Below are 18777 nucleotides of genomic sequence, written 5' to 3' on the forward strand. Positions count from 1 at the left end.
CCCGCGCGGGGCAGCTTTCGGGGGCCTATTAGCCCCAAAAAAGAGGCCGTGAGAAGACCCCCGGGAGCTTGTCAAAATGTCAAGGAGAGGTGGGAGACGGTCCCACGCACCGGTGTCATTCCCCGCGAAAGCGGGGAATCCAGTACGCCGCGGCTTCTTCGTATTCCAACGCTGTCTCTGGAATACTGGGTCGCCCGGCCGAGCCGGGCGACGACTAGGGCCGCCTCAAATGTTCGCGGCGAGGTCCACGAGCTCGTCGAACAGCACGCCTGATGCCTTCAGCATCTGCTCGATCTCGTCGGCCGCTTCCGCAACCGTCCGCTTCGACGTATCGATCACGAGCTCGGCGGCCTCAGGCTTCTCGTAGTCGTTGCCAATGCCAGTGAACGAGGCGAGCGCGCCGGCGCGGGCTTTCTTGTAATGGCCCTTGGGATCGCGCTCCTCGCACACCTCGGCGGGCGTCGCGACATGGATTTCGCGAAACGCGGTGTCGGCGATGCGACGCGCGGCGGCGCGATCTTCGCGCGCGGGCGAGACCGCCGCGACGATGGCGATGTGGCCGTTGCGGGCGAGATGCGTCGCGACCTCGGCGAGGCGGCGGATGTTCTCGCTGCGATCAGTGGCGGAGAAGCCGAGATCGCTGTTGAGCCCGGCGCGCAGCGTGTCGCCATCGAGCAGGATCGGCGAGCCGCCATTGGTGAAGAGACGCCGCTCCAGCGCCCGCGCCAGCGTCGACTTGCCGGAAGCCGGCAGGCCGGTAAGCCAGACCACGGCGCCATTGTGGCGGTAGCGGGCTGAACGCTCGTCGCTGCGCAGCGCCGATTCCACCGGCACGATGTCGACAGGCACGGCACGCTGGCCGGCATCGACCGACAGCACCAGGCCACCGCCGGCGATGCGCCCGGACACCTCGATCACGAGGCGGCCGGTGCGCGGATTTTCGGTGTAGGGATCGGTCGCGATCGGATTGGACAGGGAGATGTCGATCTCGCCGACATGGTTGCGACCGATCGCCTTGTTCTCGCTGCTTGAGAGCTCGCCGGGATCGACCGCCTTCTCGATGGCGACCACGGTGGCGCGGCTTTCCTTGGGGCCGCAGCGCACCAAAAGCTGGTCGCCCTTGGCAAGCGGCTTGTCGTGCAGCCAGAAGATGCGCGCGCGCAGCCGCCGCGTCTCGCGCGGGGCGCTGCCCGCATGCGCGATGATGTCGCCGCGCTCGATGAACAATTCGCGGTCGAGCGTGATGCCGACCGAGCGGCCCGCGCCCTGCCGTCCTGCCACCGGCGTCGCCGGCCAGCTCTCGACCGTCTTGATCTTGGCGATCTTACCGGCCGGCATGATCACGATCTCGTCGCCGGCAATCAGGCTGCCGGATTCGATGCGGCCGGCGACGATGCGGCGGTCGTCGAACTTGTAGATCGCCTGCACCGGCAGCCGCAGCGCCAGCGCTTCCAGCGGACGCGCCGGCTCGAGGCGATCAAGCGCCTCGACCACGGTCGGCCCCTTGTACCAAGAGATGCGGTCGGTGTGCATCGCGACGCCGTCGCCGTCACGCGCGGAAATCGGGATCACGGCCGTGGGGGTCACGCCGAGGCCGTTCAGATGCGCGGAGATCTCGTCGCTGATGTCCTTGAAGCGTGCGGCGGAGAAATCGACGCGGTCCATCTTGTTGACGACGACCGCAACCTGCTTCACCCCGAGCAGATGCAGGAGATAGCCGTGCCGCCTGGTCTGGTCGCGCACGCCCTCCAGCGCGTCGATGATCAGCACCGCACCGTCGGCCTGCGAGGCGCCGGTGATCATGTTGCGCAGGAATTCGGCGTGACCGGGCGCATCGATCAGCACGATGTCGCGCGAATTGGTGCGGAAGCGGATCTGGGTGGTGTCGATGGTGATGCCCTGGTCCCGCTCGGTCTGCAGCGCGTCGAGCAGGAACGACCATTCGAACGGCATGCCGCGCCGCGCGCTGACGGCCTTGAGCATTTCGAGCTTGCCCTCGGGCAGGCTGCCGGTTTCATGCAGGAGGCGGCCGACCAGGGTCGACTTGCCGTGGTCAACATGGCCGACGATGACGATGCGGACCTGGGGACGCGTGGTGCCGTTCGGCGTGCCGGGCGAGGCTGACGTGACGATCATGTTCATGGCCGCGTCCTTGATCAGAGATAGCCGGCGACGCGAAGGCGCTCGAAGGCGTCCTCGGTCTCGTGGTCGAGCGCGCGCCCCGAGCGCTCCGGCACCTTGGTCTGTTCGAGCTCGATCAGGATCTCGTCGATGTTCGAGGCATTCGAGGCAACCGGATTGGTGATGTCCTGGTCACCTAGCGAGCGATAACGCTTGCCGTTCTTGGCGAGGTACAGCGGAATAATCGGGATGTTCTCGCGCTTGGTGTAGGCCCAGATGTCGGCCTCGGTCCAATGCAGGATCGGATGGATGCGCAGATGCGCGCCTTGCGGCGGCGAGGCGTTGAAATGATCCCAGAATTCCGGCGGCTGGTCGCGCACGTCCCAATTGCCCTCCAAGCCGCGCGGCGAGAACACCCGCTCCTTGGCGCGCGTTGCTTCCTCGTCGCGGCGGATGCCGGCGATCAGGCCGTCAAAGCCATACTTTGCGAGCGCCATCTTGAGGCCCTCGGTCTTGCGCGCGGCGGAACGGGCGGCCGGCGGCAGCGTTGGGTCGACGGCATCGATCGGCGGGCAGGGCTCGACGCGCAGATCGAGATCCCATTCCTTGCCGTAATGATCGCGGAAGCGATACATCTCCGGAAACTTCTTGCCGGTATCGACGTGAAGGGCCGGGAACGGCATCTTGCCGAAGAAGGCTTTCCGCGCCAGCCAGATCATGACGTTGGAGTCCTTGCCGAGTGACCACAACAGGGCAATCTTCTTCAGCCGGGCAAAGGCCTCACGGAAGATGTAGATGCTCTGCGCTTCGAGCTGGTCGAGATGGTCCATGCTCGAGGCAAGTTCGGTAGCAAATTCTTGCGCGCGCACGCGCTCAGCCAGCGCCGGATTGCTCAGTCGATCAGCAGCGGAATCGTCCTTGAGAAGATGCATCTCTGCCACTTTGCGTTTGGAGGCGAAAATTCTATAGTTGCGGTGCGGAAGAGAAGAAAAAATTTTCTCTTTGCGCGCTCGAAACGAGACATATATAGAAAATAATTCCAGTCAACCCCGTTTGTGGGGAAGCGAGTATCACATGCGGTTCTTGCCGGTGTTTCTCGATCTCAAGGCCGGCCCGGTGGTCCTAATCGGGACGGGCGAGCTTTTGCGCGCCAAGCTGCGCGTGCTCGCCGCTGCCGGCGCGCGCCTGCGCGTGCATGCGATCGATGGCAATCACGACCTTGGCCTCGGCTCCGAAGACTTGGCGCGCATCGAGATCGCGGCAGGCGATCCGCTCACGGCGGATATTTCCGGCGTCATCGCCGTCGTCTGCGCGGGCGCAGGTGATGTCGGTGTCGCCATGTCGGCTCGCGCCAAGGCGGCTGGCCTGCCCGTCAACGTCATGGACGACCTCGAGCATTCCAGCTTCATCTTTCCGGCCATCGTCGATCGCGGCGATGTCGTGGTCGCGGTCGGCACGGGCGGCACCTCCCCGGTGGTGGCGCGGCGCGTGCGCGAGAAGATCGAGGCGCTGCTGCCGGCGCGCATTGGCGAACTCGCCGAGTTCATCGGCACCTTCCGCAAGTCGATCAACGAGCGCATCGCCGAGTTTCCGCTGCGCCGCCGCTTCTGGGAGCGCGTCATCGACGGTCCGATCGGCGCCGCCGTGCTCGCCGGCCGCAACAGCGAAGCCGATGCATCGCTCAAGGCGATTGCCGACCTTTCCGCATTCGCGCGCGCCGACAAGCCGGAAGGCTCCGTCGCACTGGTCGGCGCCGGACCCGGCGATCCCGATCTGCTCACCATCAAGGCGCTGCGCGCTTTGCAGGACGCCGACATCGTCTTCCATGACGAGCTGGTCTCGCCCGAGATTCTCGACCGCATTCGCCGCGACACCACGCGCGTTGCGGTCGGCCGCCGCGTCGGCAAGCCCGGCATCGGCCAGGACGCCATCAACAAGCGCATGATCGAGGCCGCGCAATCGGGCCAGCGCGTCGTGCGGTTGAAGGGCGGCGATCCCTTCGTGTTCGGCCGCGGCGGCGAAGAAGTGGAAGCGCTGCGCGCCGCCGGCATCGCCTATTCGATCATTCCCGGCATCACCGCAGGGCTCGGCGCCGCCGCCGATTTCGAGGTGCCGCTCACTTACCGCCACGAAGCGACCCGCATCACCTTCCTCACCGCACACAAGGCCCGCGATGCAGAGAACGTGGATTGGTCGACACTGACCGACACCAAGATGACCGTCGTGGTCTACATGGGCATGACCGCAGCGCCCGCCGTGCGCGCAGGCTTGTTCGCGGCCGGCCGCTCGCCGGAGACGCCGGTCGGCGTGTTCGCCCGCGTCACGCGGCCGGATGCGCAAGGCGCAATTGGCACGCTGCGCGATCTGCCGGAACTGGTGCGGCGGATCCATGGCGGTCCCGCCATCCTCATCATCGGCGACGTGGTCCGGCATGCCGGCTCGCTTCGCCGCCAGACACCCAAACAAATCATCTCTGACCTATTGGATGCAGCCGAATGACCTCTCCGCTCGAACAAAAGAAGATCCGTATCGCCGGCCCCTCGGTCGTGACCGCCAACCGCACCTGGGACGGCATCGTGGTCTACCGCACCGCCGCCAACAGCTGGTCCGCCGAGCTGTCGGAAGCCGCGATCGTGCGCAACTCCGACGAGGCCAAGGCGTTGCTTGCGGAAGCCGTGGCCGATGACGTCGGCGCCATCGGCCCCTATATCGCGCCGGTGCAGATCGGCGACGATGGCAAGGTCCAGCCCGGCAATCTGCGCGAGCAGATTCGCCGCACCGGCGTCACCATCGGACAGCCGGCCCAGGTTTAAGGCACCCACTTATGTATGCTTACGACGAAATCGACCGCACGCTCGTCAACGAGCGCGTCTCGGAGTTCCGCGACCAGGTGAAGCGGCGCCTTTCCGGCGAGCTCACCGAGGACGAGTTCAAGATCCTGCGTTTGCAGAACGGCGTCTATCTGCAGCTGCACGCTTATATGTTCCGCGTCGCGATTCCCTATGGCACTCTGGCGACGAACCAGATGCGGGCGCTCGCCCATGTCGCGCGCAAATACGATCGCGGCTACGGCCACTTCACCACGCGGCAGAATATCCAGTTCAACTGGATCAAGCTCGCCGAGCTGCCGGATGCACTCGAAGACCTCGCCAAGGTCGGCATCCACGCGATGCAGACCTCCGGCAACAACATGCGCAACGTCACCTCGGACCAGTGGGCCGGCGTCGCGCCGGGCGAGATCGAGGATCCGCGCATCTGGTCGGAGCTGATCCGCCAGCACACCACGTTGCATCCGGAATTCTCGTTCCTGCCGCGCAAGTTCAAGATCGCGATCACCGCCTCGGACCACGACCGCGCCGCGATCAAGATCCACGACATCGGCCTGCGCTTGATCAAGAACGAGAAGGGCGAGACCGGCTTCGAGGTTCTGGTCGGCGGCGGTCTCGGCCGGACGCCGTTCATCGCCAAGACCATCAAGCACTTCGTGCACGGCCGCGACATCCTCAGCTACATCGAGGCGATCTTACGCGTCTACAATCAGTACGGCCGCCGCGACAACATCTACAAGGCGCGCATCAAGATCCTGGTGCACGAGCTCGGCATCGAGAAATTCTCGCGCGAGGTCGAGGACGAGTGGCAGCATATCCGCAACTCCTCGCTCCAGATCGACGAGGAGGTGATCGAGGACATCCGCTCGCGCTTCACCTATCCGGCTTACGAGAAGCTGCCGCATATGCCGGACGAGCTGCGCCAGGCCGCGGCCGACCCCGATTTCGAGGCATGGCGCAAGAACTCGGTGGCCCCGCACAAGGTGCAGGGTTACTCCATCGTCACGATCTCGCTGAAGCCGACCGGCGGGCCTCCGGGCGATGCCACCGCCGAGCAGATGGACGCGCTGGCAGATCTTGCCGACAAATATTCCTTCGGCGAGATCCGCGTCGGCCACGAGCAGAATCTAGCGCTGCCGCACGTCGCCAAGCGCGACCTGCCGGCACTGTGGAAGGCGCTCGACAAGCTCGGGCTGGCGACGCCCAACGTCAACCTGATCACCGACATCATCGCTTGCCCCGGGCTCGACTATTGCTCGCTGGCGAATGCCCGCTCGATTCCGATAGCGCAGGAGCTGACGCGGCGCTTCGCCAATCACGAGCTCGCTAACCTGATCGGCCGTCTGCACATCAACATCTCCGGCTGCATCAATGCCTGCGGCCATCACCATGTCGGCCATATCGGCATTCTCGGCGTCGAGAAGAACGGCGAGGAGGTCTACCAGATCACCATCGGCGGCCGTGCCGACGAGAACGCCGCGCTCGGCACCCTGATCGGTCCCGGCGTCAAGTTCGACGAGGTCGCCGACGTGGTCGAGGACATCGTGGAAGCCTATCTGGCGCTGCGCGAGCGGCCCGAAGAGCTGTTCATGGACACGGTGAAGCGCCTCGGCGTCGAACCCTTCAAGGAGCGCGTCTATGCCACTCGTTAATGGCGGAAAGATCACGGACGACCGCTTCGTCAAGCTCGCCGTCGACACGCCGCTGCCCGAGGGCGGCGACATCCTGGTGCCCGCCGAGCGCTTCCTCGGCGAGGCCGAGGGCTTGCTCAAGCGCGCCGGAAAGGTCGGGGTGATCTGGCCCAACAATCGCGACATCGCCGAGCTCGTGCCGTATCTCGGCCAGATCGCCGCCGTCGCGCTGGTGTTCCCGACCTTCCGTGACGGGCGCGCCTACAGCCAGGCGCGGCTGCTGCGCGAACGTTACAACTACCGCGGCGAATTGCGCGCGACCGGTCAGGTGCTGCGCGACCAGTTCGTGTTCATGCTGCGCGCCGGCTTCGATGCCTTCGAGGTCAAGAAGCAGGCCGATGCGGAGGCCTTCATGCAGACCGCGAAGCGCTATTCGGTGTTCTACCAGCCGACCGGCGATGGCCGCATCACAGCGCTGCACCGGCGCATGCAATTGCGCCACTCCGAAGGGGTCGGCACGTGAACGCGATCGCGCCTCAGGTTTCGCCCGTGTCTGCGCTACCTTCGGCGGACGAGCTCGATCGCGCCTTGCGCGATGCCTCGCCTGCGGAGGTCATTGCCGCGGCGCTGAAGACGGTCGGGCGCGAGAAGCTTGCGCTGGTGTCCTCGTTCGGTACTGAATCGGCGACGCTGTTGAAGGTCATGTCGGATGTCGATCCCGCAATCCCCGTGATCTTTCTCGACACCGGCTGGTTGTTCGAGGAGACGCTGGCCTATCGCGATACGCTCATTGCGACGCTGGGCCTGAAGGACGTTCGCTCGATCAAGCCGGCCGAGGAGACGCTGTCGCGCGAAGATCCCGACCGCGACCTCTGGTTCTCCGATCCCGACGCCTGCTGCCGCATCCGCAAGGTCGAGCCGCTGGCGCGTGCGCTGAAGCCGTTCGGCGCCTGGCTCAACGGCCGCAAGCGCTTTCAGGGCAATGCGCGCGCCGACATTCCGGTCGTCGAGGACGATGGCGCGCGGCTGAAGTTCAATCCCTTCGCCAACGTCTCGCGCGAGGAGATCGAGGCGATCTTCACCCGCGCTAAATTGCCGCGGCACCCTCTGGTTGTGTCAGGATTCCTGTCGGTTGGGTGTATGCCTTGCACCAGCAGAACGACTGAGGGCGAGGATGCACGCGCCGGCCGGTGGCGCGGCCGGGCCAAGACAGAATGCGGCATCCATACGATGAAGACTTCGTAGCACAGTCACGCTGCGAGCTAGCGAACAAGAAAATCGGGTTCCGTTGACACAAGAGCGTTTCGCCACGAGTTATGCCTGCCGTCGATGACGCCGATGTCGTCGAGGTGAATGGAGATGGACATGATGCGCCGTATCGTTCCGCTCGCCGCAGGATTGCTCGCGACGGGGTTCTGGGCAGGCTCGGCTCTGGCCGCCGACATCAATTTGCTGAACGTGTCGTACGATCCGACGCGCGAGCTCTATGTCGAGTTCAACAAGGCGTTCGCGAGCGCCTACCAGAAGGAAACCGGCAAGAGCGTCGAGATCAAGCAGTCGCACGGCGGCAGCGGCTCGCAGGCGCGCGCGGTGATCGACGGCTTGCAGGCTGATGTGGTGACGCTGGCGCTCGCCTATGACATCGACGCCATCGCGAGCAAGCGCCTCACCGCGACGGATTGGCAGAAACGGCTGCCACAGAATTCGTCGCCCTACACGTCGACCATCGTGTTCTTGGTGCGCAAGGGCAATCCCAAGGGCATCAAGGACTGGGATGATCTGATCAAGCCGGGCGTTGCCGTCATCACGCCGAACCCGAAAACGTCGGGCGGCGCGCGCTGGAATTATCTTGCCGCCTGGGGCTTTGCGCAAAAGAAATACGGTTCGGCCGACAAGGCCAAGGACTTCGTTGGGAAGCTCTTCCAGCAGGTGCCGGTGCTCGATACCGGCGCCCGGGGCGCCACTGTGACCTTTGTCGAGCGCGGCGTCGGTGACGTGCTGCTCGCCTGGGAGAACGAGGCGTTCCTGGCCCTCAAGGAATTCGGTGCGAACAAGTTCGAGATCGTTGCACCGCCGCAGTCGATCCTCGCCGAGCCGCCGGTCGCGATCGTGGACAAGGTTGCCGACAAAAAGGGCACCCGCAATGCGGCTGACGCCTACCTCCAATACTGGTACACCAAGGAAGGGCAGGAAATCGCCGCGCGCAATTTCTACCGTCCGCGTGATGCCGAGACCGCCAAAAAGTACGAAAATGCCTTCGCCAAGGTCGAGCTGTTCACGATCGACGACGTCTTCGGCGGCTGGACCAAGGCACAGAAGGAACATTTTGCAGACGGCGGCGTTTTCGATCAGATTTACAAGAACTGATCGGGCGCTGTCGTAGGGGGCTTTAGCAGGGGGCCTGGTGAGCGCACTCGCAGCACGACGCCGGACATTGCCGGGCTTCGGTCTCACCATGGGACTGACGCTTTCCTGGCTGTCCGTGATCATCCTGATTCCACTCGCCGGCCTGTTCCTGAGATCGCTTGAGCTCAGCCCCGAGCAGTTCTGGAACATCCTCTCCAGCCGCCGCACCCTGAACGCGCTCCGCGTCTCGTTCGGCCTCGCCTTTGCGGCGGCTTGCGTCAATCTGGTGATGGGTAGCATCATCGTCTGGGCGCTGGTGCGCTACCGCTTCCCCGGCCGCCGCATCTTCGATGCCATCGTCGACGTGCCGTTTGCGCTGCCGACGGCGGTGGCCGGCGTCGCGCTGACGGCGCTGTTCGCCGAGAAGGGCTGGCTGGGGGCGCCGCTCGCCGCGCTCGGCCTCAAGGTGGCGTTCACGCCGGTCGGCATCTTCGTCGCCATGATCTTCATCGGCATTCCCTTCGTTGTCCGCACCGTGCAGCCGGTGCTGCAGGATCTCGACCCTGAAATCGAGGAAGCCGCGGGCAGCCTGGGGGCCAGCCGCTTGCAGACCATCGTTCGCGTGATCCTGCCTTCGCTCGCGCCGGCGCTGCTCACGGGCCTCGCGCTCGCCTTCGCCCGCGCGGTCGGTGAATACGGCTCGGTGATCTTCATCGCCGGCAATCTGCCCAACGTCTCCGAGATCGCGCCGCTCTTGATCGTGATACGCCTGTCCGAATTCCGTTACGCCGATGCGACCGCGATTGCGGTGGTCATGCTGGTCGTCTCCTTCGTCATCATCTTCGCGGTCAATCGGCTCCAGCGCTGGGCGCAGAGCCGGATCCCGGCGCGCTGAGGGCGGACCATGACGATGCAGATCGCAGATTCCGTGTCGCTCTCGGCCTCCGACTCGCAGGCACGCGCGCACGCGGCGGCGGCGCGGAACAATTTGCGCACCGAGCCGCGCGCTGTCCGCATCGTCATCATCACGCTGGCGTTGCTGTTTCTCACCGTCTTCGTCGTGCTGCCGCTGGTCGTCGTGTTCGCGCAGGCATTTTCGCGCGGCATCCTCGCCTATTTCGCCGCGCTCGCCGAGCCGGAGGCGAAGGCGGCGATCAAGCTGACGTTGATCGTCGCGGCGATCTCGGTCGGGCTCAATCTGGTGTTCGGCCTCGTCGCCGCCTGGGCGATTGCAAAATTCGAGTTTCCGGGCAAGACCTTCCTGATCACGCTGATCGACCTGCCGTTCTCGGTCAGCCCGGTGATCTCGGGCCTCGTCTTCGTGCTATTGTTCGGCGCGCAAGGCTATTTCGGCAGCTGGCTGCGCGAGCACGACATCCAGATCCTGTTCGCGGTCCCCGGCATCGCGCTCGCCACCACCTTCGTGACCTTCCCCTTCGTGGCGCGCGCGCTGATCCCCCTGATGCAGGAGCAGGGCACGCAGGAGGAGGAGGCCGCGATCTCGCTCGGCGCCTCCGGCCTGCAGACCTTCTTCCGCGTCACCCTGCCCAACATCAAATGGGGCGTGCTCTACGGCGTCCTGCTCTGCAACGCGCGCGCGATGGGCGAGTTCGGTGCGGTCTCCGTCGTCTCCGGCCACATCCGCGGCGAGACCAACACCATGCCGCTCTTGGTCGAGATCCTCTACAACGAATACCAGTTCGTCGCCGCTTTCGCGATCGCCTCGCTGCTCGCAATGCTGGCGCTGATCACGCTGATCGCAAAAACCGTTCTCGAACGTCATCTCGACGAAGGACAAGACGCCAGTGACCATTGAAGTCAAGAATCTCGTCAAGAAATTCGGCAGTTTTGCAGCCCTCGACGGCGTCGATCTCAAGGTCAATGACGGTGAGCTGCTGGCGCTGCTCGGCCCGTCCGGCTCCGGCAAGACCACCTTGCTGCGGATCATCGCCGGCCTCGACTGGCCGGACTCGGGCGAAGTCTCCTTCAACGGTGAGGACGCGCTGGCGCAAGGAGCCCGCGAGCGCCACGTCGGCTTCGTGTTCCAGCACTATGCGTTGTTCCGCCACATGACGGTGTTCGAGAACGTTGCCTTTGGCCTCCGCGTGCAGCCGCGCGCGGTCCGAAAGGATGAGGCTGCGATACGCTCGCGCGTCAAGGAGCTGCTCGATCTGGTGCAGCTCGACTGGCTCGCCGACCGCTATCCAAGCCAGCTCTCCGGCGGCCAGCGTCAGCGCATCGCGCTCGCCCGTGCGCTTGCGATCGAGCCGCGCATCCTCCTGCTCGATGAACCCTTCGGCGCGCTCGACGCCAAGGTGCGCAAGGAGCTGCGCAAATGGCTGCGCTCGCTGCATCACGAGATCCACGTCACCTCGATCTTCGTCACGCACGATCAGGAGGAGGCGCTGGAAGTCGCCAACCGCGTCGTGGTGATGGACAAGGGACGGATCGAGCAGATCGGCTCGCCCGACGACGTCTACGACAATCCGGCGACTGCGTTCGTGCACGGCTTCATTGGCGAATCCATCGTGCTGCCGATCCAGATCGGCGATGGTGCGATCCGGCTCGGCGACCGGCAGCTCGATCTGGCGGCCGATGGGCTTGCGCCTGGCGCGTCGAAGCTGTTCGTGCGGCGACATGACATGCTGGTCGGCCCGCCCGGCAGCGGCGCCTTCGAGGGCGCGGTCCAGCACGTCCGCAATTTCGGTCCGGTGCAGCGGGCGGAAGTAGCCCTGTCCGGCGGCGAGACCATCGAGATCGACGCCCCCCGCGACAAGGAACTGCGCGCCGGCGACACCATCGGCCTCAATCCGCGTCGCTACCGGATTTTTGCGGGCTGAGCCCACCGTCATTCCGCCGCGGAATGACGGCTCAAATTCTCTTCAAAATTCACCTTTCAGCCATTGTTGGTATGCAACAACAGCCCCTCATTTGGGGGCCCCGATTCATGCGCGCTGCGGCCGCAATTCTCATCATGTTGCTGCTCGCCGGTTGTGCCGGCAACGAAGCACCGGTCCAGCAGCCGTCGATGTATGCCGATATGGCGGTGCCGGGCTCCAAGCTCGACGTCCAGGCAGCTGCGATCATGATCTCGCAATACCGCCAGAACAACGGGCTCGGTACGGTCGTGGTCGACCCGGATTTGACGCGGCTCGCCGAATCCCAATCGGGCGCGATGGCGGCGGCCAACAAGATGGACCACGACGTCCGCGCGCCGCTCGCCAAGCGTCTGGCCTCTGGCGGTTATCCTGCCACCGTGGCGGTCGAGAACATCTCGGCCGGCTATCATACGCTGGCGGAAGCGTTTTCCGGCTGGCGCGACTCGCCTCCGCACCGCGCGAACATGCTCAAGAGCGGTGTCACAAAATTGGGCATCGCGGCGAGCTATGCTCCAGGCACCAAATACAAGGTGTTCTGGACCATGATCCTGGCCTCCACCGAGCCTCGATAAGCCAGACTTGATCCCGGGGATGCATTGACGTCGCGGCGGAGTGTCGCCACGGTGGCCAGCCTTTTGCTATTGTTCCCGCATGACCGATCATAGTCCGGAAACCGCAACAATCCCCACGAATGCGCAACGCGTCCTGGTCCTCCAGGGCGGCGGCGCGCTCGGCTCGTACCAGGCTGGCGCCTTCCAGGCGCTGTGTGGCTACGGCTTCGATCCGGAATGGGTCGCCGGCATCTCGATCGGCGCGGTCAATGCCGCCATTATCGCCGGCAATGAGGGGCACACCCGCGTCGAGCGGCTCAAGGAATTCTGGGAAATGGTGTCGGCCCCGGTGCCGTGGAAGCCGGTCGGCAAGAGCGACCGCAGCCGCGAGCTGTTCAATTCCACCAGTGCCGCGCTGATTGCGACGTTCGGCGTGCCCGGCTTCTTCACCCCACGCATTCCGCCGGCGCCGCTGTGGCCGCCGGGGCATCCCGAGGCCGAAAGCTATTACGATACCTCGCCGCTGAAGAAGACGCTGGAGCGACTCGTCGATTTCGACCGCATCAACGATCTGAAGACACGCCTGTCGGTCGGCGCGGTCGGCGTCACCTCGGGCAATTTCAGATATTTCGACAATTACGCGTTCAAGAAGCTCGGCAAGAAGATCGGCCCCGAGCACATCATGGCCTCCGGCGCGCTGCCGCCGGGCTTTCCCTCCGTCGTCATCGACGGCGAGCATTATTGGGACGGCGGCATCGCCTCCAACACTCCGCTCGACTACGTGCTCGATGCCGAGGTCGAACGCGACATGCTGATCTTTCAGGTCGATTTGTTTTCCGCGCGCGGCGACCTGCCGAACTCGCTGCTGGAGGCGGCCGAGCGCGAGAAGGACATCCGCTATTCCAGCCGCACGCGGATGAACACCGACAAGAACAAGCAGCTGCACAACGCCCGCAGGGCCGTGCGCGATCTGATCGGCAAATTGCCGGACTATCTCAAGAACGATCCTTCCGTCGAATTCCTGGCGAAAGTGTCGCGCGAAAGCACCGTCACCGTGGTGCATCTGATCTATCGCAGCAAGAACTACGAATCCTCGTCCAAGGATTACGATTTCTCGCACATTGCCATGGTCGAGCATTGGGAGGCCGGCGTGCGTGACGTGCACCTGTCGATGCGCCACAAGGACTGGCTGGAGCGGCCGCAGTCCGGCGAGACCATGGTGACCTACGATCTCACGGGGGACGTCACCGCGCCCCCGGCAAAAAGGAGCGAATAGAATGGGTACTCTGTCAGGCAAGAACGCCGTCGTGACCGGATCGACCAGCGGCATCGGGCTCGCTTACGCACGCGCCTTCGCCGGCGCCGGTGCCAACGTCGTCATCAACGGTTTCGGCTCGCCGGAGGACATCGAGAAGGAGCGCGCCAAGATCGAATCCGATTTCGGCGTCAAGGCGGTCTACTCGCCCGCCGACATGACCAAGCCCGCCGAGGTCGCCGGCATGATCGCGCTCGGCGAGAAGACGTTCGGCTCGGTCGACATCCTCGTCAACAATGCCGGCATCCAGTTCGTTTCGCCGATCGAGGAATTCCCGCCGGAGAAATGGGACCAGATCATCGCGATCAATCTGTCCTCGGCCTTCCACGCCATCCGCGCCGCAGTGCCCGGCATGAAGAAGAAGGGCTGGGGCCGCATCATCAACACGGCGTCGGCGCACTCGCTAGTGGCCTCGCCATTCAAGTCGGCCTACGTCTCGGCCAAGCACGGCATCGCCGGCCTCACCAAGACCGTGGCGCTGGAAGTCGCGACCCACAAGATCACCTGCAACTGCATCAGCCCCGGCTACGTCTGGACCCCGCTGGTCGAGAAGCAAATCCCCGACACGATGAAGGCACGCAATCTGACGCGCGAGCAGGTCATCAACGATGTGCTGCTCGATGCGCAGCCGACCAAGGAGTTCGTCACCTCCGAGCAGGTCGCCGCGCTCGCCCTGTTCCTGTGCAGCGACGACGCCGCCCAGATCACCGGCACCAACCTCTCGATAGACGGCGGCTGGACCGCGGAGTAATTCGTGCCGACCTGACAACTCTCGGTCATGCCCCGCGAAGGCGGGGCATCCAGTACACCGCGGCCTCTCGGTTAATCACAGCCGCCTCGGAGTACTGGATCGCCCGGTCAAGCCGGGCGATGACAGCGAGAGTGGATCGGCGTTTTCGATCGTCGTCTATTTGCCGAACGCCAGCACGTGCAGCCCCAGCCGCTGCCGCACGATCCAGAACAGCAGCACCGTCTCGAAGGTGAGGGAGATCGAGGTTGCAGCCGCGGCGCCATGGCCGCCGTAGCGCGGCACCAGCGCGATGCAGAGCACGAGGTTCATCATGAAGGCTAGCGCATAGGCGAGCGCGCAGATCTTCTGCTGGCCGAGCATGTTGAGCAGGCGCTCGACCGGCCCGATCGCAGAGCGGACCACGAGCCCGATCGCGGCGACGAACATGATGTCGTAGCCGACGGTGAATTGCGGCCCGAACAGCCAGAGCAGCGGCTTGCCGAGCGCGAGCAGCACGATGGTCGCGGCCAGCGACGGCCAGAACGTCCAGGTGATGGCATGCGCGACGTAGGCCGACAGGCGCGCCTTGTCGCCGCTGGCATTGTATTCGGCGAAGCGGTGTGCCGTCGTGGCTGACATCGCGTAGTGGATGAACGAGACCAGCGCCAGCGTCTTCACCACGGCGAAATAGACGCCGACCTCGTCCGAGGGACGGAATTGCTGCAGCACCAGCACGTCGGTGTAGGACAGGAGCAGGTAGAAGCTCTCGACCAGCAGGATCGGTAGCGAGACGGCGAGCCAGCCCTTGACGTCATAGGCCTTCGGTCCCGGTGTGATGTGATCGGCGAGCTTGCGGTTCAGCACCACCATCTGCCCGGCCATCGCGATCCATACCGCGCAAAGGCTTGCGACCATCGCGGCGACGGCGCCGAGGTGATAGCCGAGCAGGAAGGCGAGCGCCGTGATGCCGATGATCAGCGCCTGGCGGATGATGAATTGCGGCATCAGGCCGAGTTGCACCCAGTCGTGCGAGCGCGCGATGCCGTCCTGGGTGTTGGCGACCACGAAAGCGGGCAGCGTCATGCAGCCGATATAGAGCGGCAGCACCTCGGCGGGATCGATCCAGGGCGACAGCAGTTTGACGATGCCAGCAAGGCCGAGCGACGTCAGCGTGGACACGGCAAAGGTCAGCCAGCGGCTGCCGGACAGGAAGCCGCGCAGCAGCGCGTGCGCGCCGTTGGCGCGGTACTCCGGAATGATTTTCTGCGCGGAGGCCGAGATGCCGAAATCCATCATGCTGCCGAGCAGCAGCACCCAGGTCCAGACATAGACGTAGATGCCGTAATCGGACGTGCCCATCCAGCGCGCCAGCAGCACCTGCGAGACATAAGCGAGGCCGGCGCTGATGACGCGAATGATGAAGATGGTGCCGGCGAGCCGCCGCGTCAGCGACGCCTCGCTCGATCCGCCCGCGAGCTTGGCACGCAGCCGCGCGACCAGCCCGGCCGGTCCGGTCGTTGCGGGTGGTGCATCCATCACGGCCAATTCGAACAATCCCCAGCGACCTGCAGCGGCAGGCGAGGGATTAGCAACCATTCGTTAAGATTCGGTTGGGCGGACGCTAGTTCAAATTCGTGTTGAACTCGTACGCCTTCTCCGGCCCGACCAGCGTGAACTTCAGCGCCGCGCCCTCGGGCTTGGCGCCCGGCGGCAGCCCGTCGAGCTCGAACGAGAAGCGCACGACCCCGGGCGGGCTGGGCTGCACCGGCGCCGGAATCGGCAGCGCCCAATCGGGCGTCGGGCCTTCCACGAACAGATTGACCTTGCGGCTGTCCGGCGCCACCACATCGACCACTACGTTCTTGGGCCCGTCCCGCTTGACGTCGCGAATGGTGAGCGGATTGGGGTCGCCGATATTGGCGGGCTTCGGCACGGTGTCGAGCGCGGCACGCAAGTTCGCGTCCTCGGTCGAGGCGACGCTGTTGAAGCCGAGCTCGGCGCTGGCCTCTACGGGAATGCAGAGCTTCTCGCACACCGCGTAGTTGATCTCGGCCCTCAAGGTCACCGGCTTGTCCGCGGCCTTGGCGACGATGCGCAGGGGCAGCACGACTTGGTCGCGATAGCCGATGGAATGGCCGCCCGCGCCGTCGTCGAACTTCAGCGGCGCCGGCCACATCACCGTCACCGCCTCTACATTGTCGGACTTGGAGAAGTCGAACCGGGGTGGAACGCCGGAATCGCCGGGCGACCGCCAGTAGGTCTTCCAGCCGGGCTGCAGCTGGAAGGCGATACCGCCGAGCAGCACCGCGCCGCTGCGCGAGCCCGCCAGGAGCCGCACCGCGGAATGTCCATCGCGCTGCCAAGGCGATGCGTCATCGGCACGGGCCGCGATAGCCAACGACGACGCGAGCAGGGTTGCCGCGACGCCAATCGCCGCACGCAGGGGAACAATGCTGGACATGGCACGTCTTTACAGGGTCACCCAGGGCCAAACCATTGAATTGCTTGTGATGGATGCACTCGAATCAACTCGCCGCAAGCCTTGATTTGACAGCCGCCCGGCCCGACATCAGGATAGGAATTGAAACCGGAGTGCTCGAGCGATGGCTCCCACAGGCAAGAGGACGGGCGAAAGCACCCGCAGCTCGGGCGCCGCGCTGCCCAGTTCCGGCGGCTATCTCGACGGCCGGCTCCTGATCGCAATGCCCGTGATGGGCGATTCCCGCTTCGAGCGCTCGGTGATCTATCTTTGCGCCCATTCGGCGGAGGGGGCGATGGGCATCATCGTGAACCACCCCGCCGGCAGCATCGATTTCCCCGAGCTCTTGCAGCAGCTCGGCATCATCAAGAAGGGCGAGCACATCAAGCTGCCGGAGAATGCCGAAAGTATGAAGGTGCTGCGGGGCGGGCCGGTCGACACCGGGCGCGGCTTCGTGCTGCATTCCAGCGACTTCTACATCGAGAACGCCACGCTGCGGATCGATGACGGCGTCTGCCTGACCGCGACGGTCGACATTCTGCGCGCCATCGCCAACGGCTCCGGCCCCAAGCACGCCATCCTCGCGCTCGGCTATGCCGGCTGGGCGCCGGGCCAGCTCGAGACGGAGATCCAGAGCAACGGCTGGCTGCATTGCGACGCGGACGCGGATCTGATTTTCGGCGACGACGTCGACGACAAGTACAACCGCGCTTTGCAGAAGATCGGCATCGACCCCGGCATGCTCTCGAACGAGGCCGGGCACGCGTAGCTGGTGCTGCAACACTCTCAGCTGTCGTCCCGGACAAGCGCGCCAAGCGCGCGCAGTCCGGGACCCATAACCCAAGGGAGCAGTTCGAGGCAGGCTGGTCACCACGAGTCTTCGCCAAACCACTCCCTGTGGTTATGAGTCCCGGATCGGCGCTTCGCGCCGGACAACGCTACGCGTTGCCCAGCGCTCCGCTTGTCCGGGACGACGACCGAATTTGTGGCTACTCCGACCCGGCCTACTCCGCCGCCTGCTGCTGCACCGTCGGCTCCGTCCCCGCCACCGTCGCGCGGCGCATGTCGCGGGGCTGGGACTGGTCGTAGCGGCGGACGCGGTGCATGGTCTGGCGGTTGTCCCACATCACGAGGTCATGCAGCTTCCATTTGTGCACGTAGACGAACTCGGGTTGCGTGGCGTGCTCGGTCAGATCGCGCAGCAATAGCCGCCCCTCGGGCATGCTCATGCCGACGACCTTGCCGGCATGCGATGACAGATACAGCGACTTGCGGCGATGCACGGGGTGCGTGCGCACCAGCCGTTGCAGCACCGGCTTGAACATCTCCTTCTCTTCGTCGGTGTATTCGGTGAAGCCGAGCGATCCCCGCGAATACATCAGCGAATGCTCGCAGACGAGATCCTCGATCTCCGCCTTGGTCTCGTCGTCGAGCGCGTCATAGGCCGCGCGCATGTCGGCGAACTCGGTGTTGCCGCCCTTCGGGTTCACCACGCGCGCCGATAGCAGCGAGAATTTTGCGGGGATCGGACGGAACGAGCTGTCCGAGTGCCACAGGCAATTGCCGAGGTTGAACAGATTGGCGCGGCTGTCCTTGGGCAGCGGCTTGCCGTCCTTGCCGAGGTTGGAGACGTCGTTCAGGCCTGAGGTGAGGCGGTGTTCATCCGCCTTGGTGATGTTGCCGCCGCGCGCCTCCTCGCGCTGGCCAAAATTCAGCGCGAATGCCATCTGCTGCTCGTCGGTGATGTCCTGGTCGTGGAAGACGAGCACCGCGTACTTGTCCATGGCGGCCTCGATCTCGCGCGCCTGATCCGGCGTGAGCGGCTTGCGCAAGTCGAGGCCGGACACCTCGCCGACGAAATGTTTCTGAAGCTGCCGGATGGCGATGGTCATTGCGT

18 protein-coding genes are annotated in these 18777 nt (G+C 64.8%); 13 read left to right on the top strand and 5 right to left on the bottom strand.

Annotation, left to right across the window (positions count from 1 at the left end; genetic code table 11):
• Positions 1 to 225: 225 nt before the first annotated feature.
• Together cysC and cysD are read right to left on the bottom strand one after the other, a co-directional pair.
• A complete protein-coding gene (cysC, locus tag XF30_RS08800) occupies positions 226 to 2142 on the bottom strand; it encodes an adenylyl-sulfate kinase (protein WP_109142440.1) in 1917 nt (638 codons plus the stop codon).
• Between the two features lie 14 nt (positions 2143 to 2156).
• Positions 2157 to 2951, bottom strand: coding sequence for a sulfate adenylyltransferase subunit CysD (gene cysD / locus XF30_RS08805; RefSeq protein ID WP_035998209.1), 795 nt, complete (start codon positions 2949 to 2951; stop codon positions 2157 to 2159).
• Positions 2952 to 3195: 244 nt separating this feature from the next.
• On the opposite strand from cysD, the gene cysG reads away from it, so the two are divergent.
• The 12 genes from cysG (at position 3196) to XF30_RS08865 (ending at position 14422) form a co-directional block, all read left to right on the top strand.
• On the top strand, positions 3196 to 4620 hold the full coding sequence (gene cysG / locus XF30_RS08810; protein ID WP_109142441.1) for a siroheme synthase CysG: 1425 nt from the start codon (positions 3196 to 3198) through the stop codon (positions 4618 to 4620).
• Positions 4617 to 4934, top strand: a complete 318-nt coding sequence (locus XF30_RS08815; protein WP_036021663.1) for a DUF2849 domain-containing protein — start codon at positions 4617 to 4619, stop codon at positions 4932 to 4934. The genes cysG and XF30_RS08815 overlap by 4 nt, the downstream gene beginning before the upstream one ends.
• An 11-nt stretch (positions 4935 to 4945) precedes the next feature.
• Positions 4946 to 6601 carry a nitrite/sulfite reductase gene (locus XF30_RS08820; RefSeq protein ID WP_109142442.1) on the top strand — a complete coding sequence of 552 codons (1656 nt, stop codon included), beginning with the start codon at positions 4946 to 4948 and terminating at the stop codon, positions 6599 to 6601.
• Positions 6588 to 7103: a DUF934 domain-containing protein gene (locus XF30_RS08825; protein ID WP_035998199.1), complete on the top strand. Its 516-nt coding sequence runs from the start codon at positions 6588 to 6590 to the stop codon at positions 7101 to 7103. The genes XF30_RS08820 and XF30_RS08825 overlap by 14 nt, the downstream gene beginning before the upstream one ends.
• On the top strand, positions 7100 to 7825 hold the full coding sequence (locus XF30_RS08830; protein WP_109142443.1) for a phosphoadenylyl-sulfate reductase: 726 nt from the start codon (positions 7100 to 7102) through the stop codon (positions 7823 to 7825). The genes XF30_RS08825 and XF30_RS08830 overlap by 4 nt, the downstream gene beginning before the upstream one ends.
• Before the next feature lie 120 nt (positions 7826 to 7945).
• Positions 7946 to 8947 (top strand): sulfate ABC transporter substrate-binding protein, encoded by a 1002-nt coding sequence (locus tag XF30_RS08835; protein ID WP_192893080.1) that lies wholly within the window; start codon positions 7946 to 7948, stop codon positions 8945 to 8947.
• Positions 8948 to 8984: 37 nt separating this feature from the next.
• The gene (gene cysT, locus XF30_RS08840; RefSeq protein ID WP_074447692.1) at positions 8985 to 9821 is read left to right on the top strand and encodes a sulfate ABC transporter permease subunit CysT; all 837 of its coding nucleotides are present in this window, start codon (positions 8985 to 8987) and stop codon (positions 9819 to 9821) included.
• A 9-nt stretch (positions 9822 to 9830) separates the two neighbouring features.
• A complete protein-coding gene (gene cysW / locus XF30_RS08845; protein WP_109142445.1) occupies positions 9831 to 10742 on the top strand; it encodes a sulfate ABC transporter permease subunit CysW in 912 nt (303 codons plus the stop codon).
• Complete coding sequence (locus tag XF30_RS08850) at positions 10732 to 11766, top strand: sulfate/molybdate ABC transporter ATP-binding protein (protein ID WP_035998225.1); 1035 nt, start codon at positions 10732 to 10734, stop codon at positions 11764 to 11766. The genes cysW and XF30_RS08850 overlap by 11 nt, the downstream gene beginning before the upstream one ends.
• Positions 11767 to 11873: 107 nt before the next feature.
• Positions 11874 to 12377, top strand: a complete 504-nt coding sequence (locus XF30_RS08855; RefSeq protein ID WP_035998228.1) for a CAP domain-containing protein — start codon at positions 11874 to 11876, stop codon at positions 12375 to 12377.
• Between the two features lie 79 nt (positions 12378 to 12456).
• Positions 12457 to 13632 carry a DUF3734 domain-containing protein gene (locus tag XF30_RS08860; RefSeq protein ID WP_036036932.1) on the top strand — a complete coding sequence of 392 codons (1176 nt, stop codon included), beginning with the start codon at positions 12457 to 12459 and terminating at the stop codon, positions 13630 to 13632.
• A gap of 1 nt (position 13633) precedes the next feature.
• Positions 13634 to 14422 carry a 3-hydroxybutyrate dehydrogenase gene (locus tag XF30_RS08865; protein WP_057028138.1) on the top strand — a complete coding sequence of 263 codons (789 nt, stop codon included), beginning with the start codon at positions 13634 to 13636 and terminating at the stop codon, positions 14420 to 14422.
• A 156-nt stretch (positions 14423 to 14578) separates the two neighbouring features.
• Here XF30_RS08865 and XF30_RS08870 read toward each other — a convergent pair whose 3' ends face one another.
• Entirely contained in the window at positions 14579 to 15946 is a 1368-nt protein-coding gene (locus XF30_RS08870) for a flippase (protein ID WP_502696158.1), read from the bottom strand.
• A gap of 76 nt (positions 15947 to 16022) precedes the next feature.
• Positions 16023 to 16862, bottom strand: coding sequence for a protein-disulfide reductase DsbD domain-containing protein (locus XF30_RS08875; RefSeq protein WP_109142447.1), 840 nt, complete (start codon positions 16860 to 16862; stop codon positions 16023 to 16025).
• Positions 16863 to 17004: 142 nt separating this feature from the next.
• Between XF30_RS08875 and XF30_RS08880 the strand changes: the two genes are divergently transcribed.
• Positions 17005 to 17649: a YqgE/AlgH family protein gene (locus XF30_RS08880; RefSeq protein WP_036021679.1), complete on the top strand. Its 645-nt coding sequence runs from the start codon at positions 17005 to 17007 to the stop codon at positions 17647 to 17649.
• A gap of 235 nt (positions 17650 to 17884) precedes the next feature.
• On the opposite strand, the gene XF30_RS08885 is transcribed toward XF30_RS08880, so the two are convergent.
• Positions 17885 to 18772 carry a TauD/TfdA dioxygenase family protein gene (locus XF30_RS08885; protein WP_035998242.1) on the bottom strand — a complete coding sequence of 296 codons (888 nt, stop codon included), beginning with the start codon at positions 18770 to 18772 and terminating at the stop codon, positions 17885 to 17887.
• Positions 18773 to 18777 lie beyond the last annotated feature (5 nt).

The organism is Bradyrhizobium sp. SUTN9-2 (assembly GCF_003122645.1).
GTDB lineage: Bacteria > Pseudomonadota > Alphaproteobacteria > Rhizobiales > Xanthobacteraceae > Bradyrhizobium > Bradyrhizobium yuanmingense.

Excerpts from the sequence above, each read along its gene's own strand:
- XF30_RS08860 (WP_036036932.1), top strand. The coding sequence starts at position 12,457 with ATGACCGATCATAGTCCGGAAACCGCAACAATCCCCACGAATGCGCAA.
- XF30_RS08880 (WP_036021679.1), top strand. The coding sequence starts at position 17,005 with ATGGCTCCCACAGGCAAGAGGACGGGCGAAAGCACCCGCAGCTCGGGC.
- XF30_RS08815 (WP_036021663.1), top strand. The coding sequence starts at position 4,617 with ATGACCTCTCCGCTCGAACAAAAGAAGATCCGTATCGCCGGCCCCTCG.
- XF30_RS08835 (WP_192893080.1), top strand. The coding sequence starts at position 7,946 with ATGATGCGCCGTATCGTTCCGCTCGCCGCAGGATTGCTCGCGACGGGG.
- XF30_RS08865 (WP_057028138.1), top strand. The coding sequence starts at position 13,634 with ATGGGTACTCTGTCAGGCAAGAACGCCGTCGTGACCGGATCGACCAGC.
- XF30_RS08855 (WP_035998228.1), top strand. The coding sequence starts at position 11,874 with ATGCGCGCTGCGGCCGCAATTCTCATCATGTTGCTGCTCGCCGGTTGT.
- cysD (WP_035998209.1), bottom strand. The coding sequence starts at position 2,951 with ATGGACCATCTCGACCAGCTCGAAGCGCAGAGCATCTACATCTTCCGT.
- cysW (WP_109142445.1), top strand. The coding sequence starts at position 9,831 with ATGACGATGCAGATCGCAGATTCCGTGTCGCTCTCGGCCTCCGACTCG.
- cysG (WP_109142441.1), top strand. The coding sequence starts at position 3,196 with ATGCGGTTCTTGCCGGTGTTTCTCGATCTCAAGGCCGGCCCGGTGGTC.
- XF30_RS08820 (WP_109142442.1), top strand. The coding sequence starts at position 4,946 with ATGTATGCTTACGACGAAATCGACCGCACGCTCGTCAACGAGCGCGTC.
- XF30_RS08825 (WP_035998199.1), top strand. The coding sequence starts at position 6,588 with ATGCCACTCGTTAATGGCGGAAAGATCACGGACGACCGCTTCGTCAAG.
- XF30_RS08885 (WP_035998242.1), bottom strand. The coding sequence starts at position 18,772 with ATGACCATCGCCATCCGGCAGCTTCAGAAACATTTCGTCGGCGAGGTG.
- XF30_RS08875 (WP_109142447.1), bottom strand. The coding sequence starts at position 16,862 with ATGTCCAGCATTGTTCCCCTGCGTGCGGCGATTGGCGTCGCGGCAACC.
- cysC (WP_109142440.1), bottom strand. The coding sequence starts at position 2,142 with ATGAACATGATCGTCACGTCAGCCTCGCCCGGCACGCCGAACGGCACC.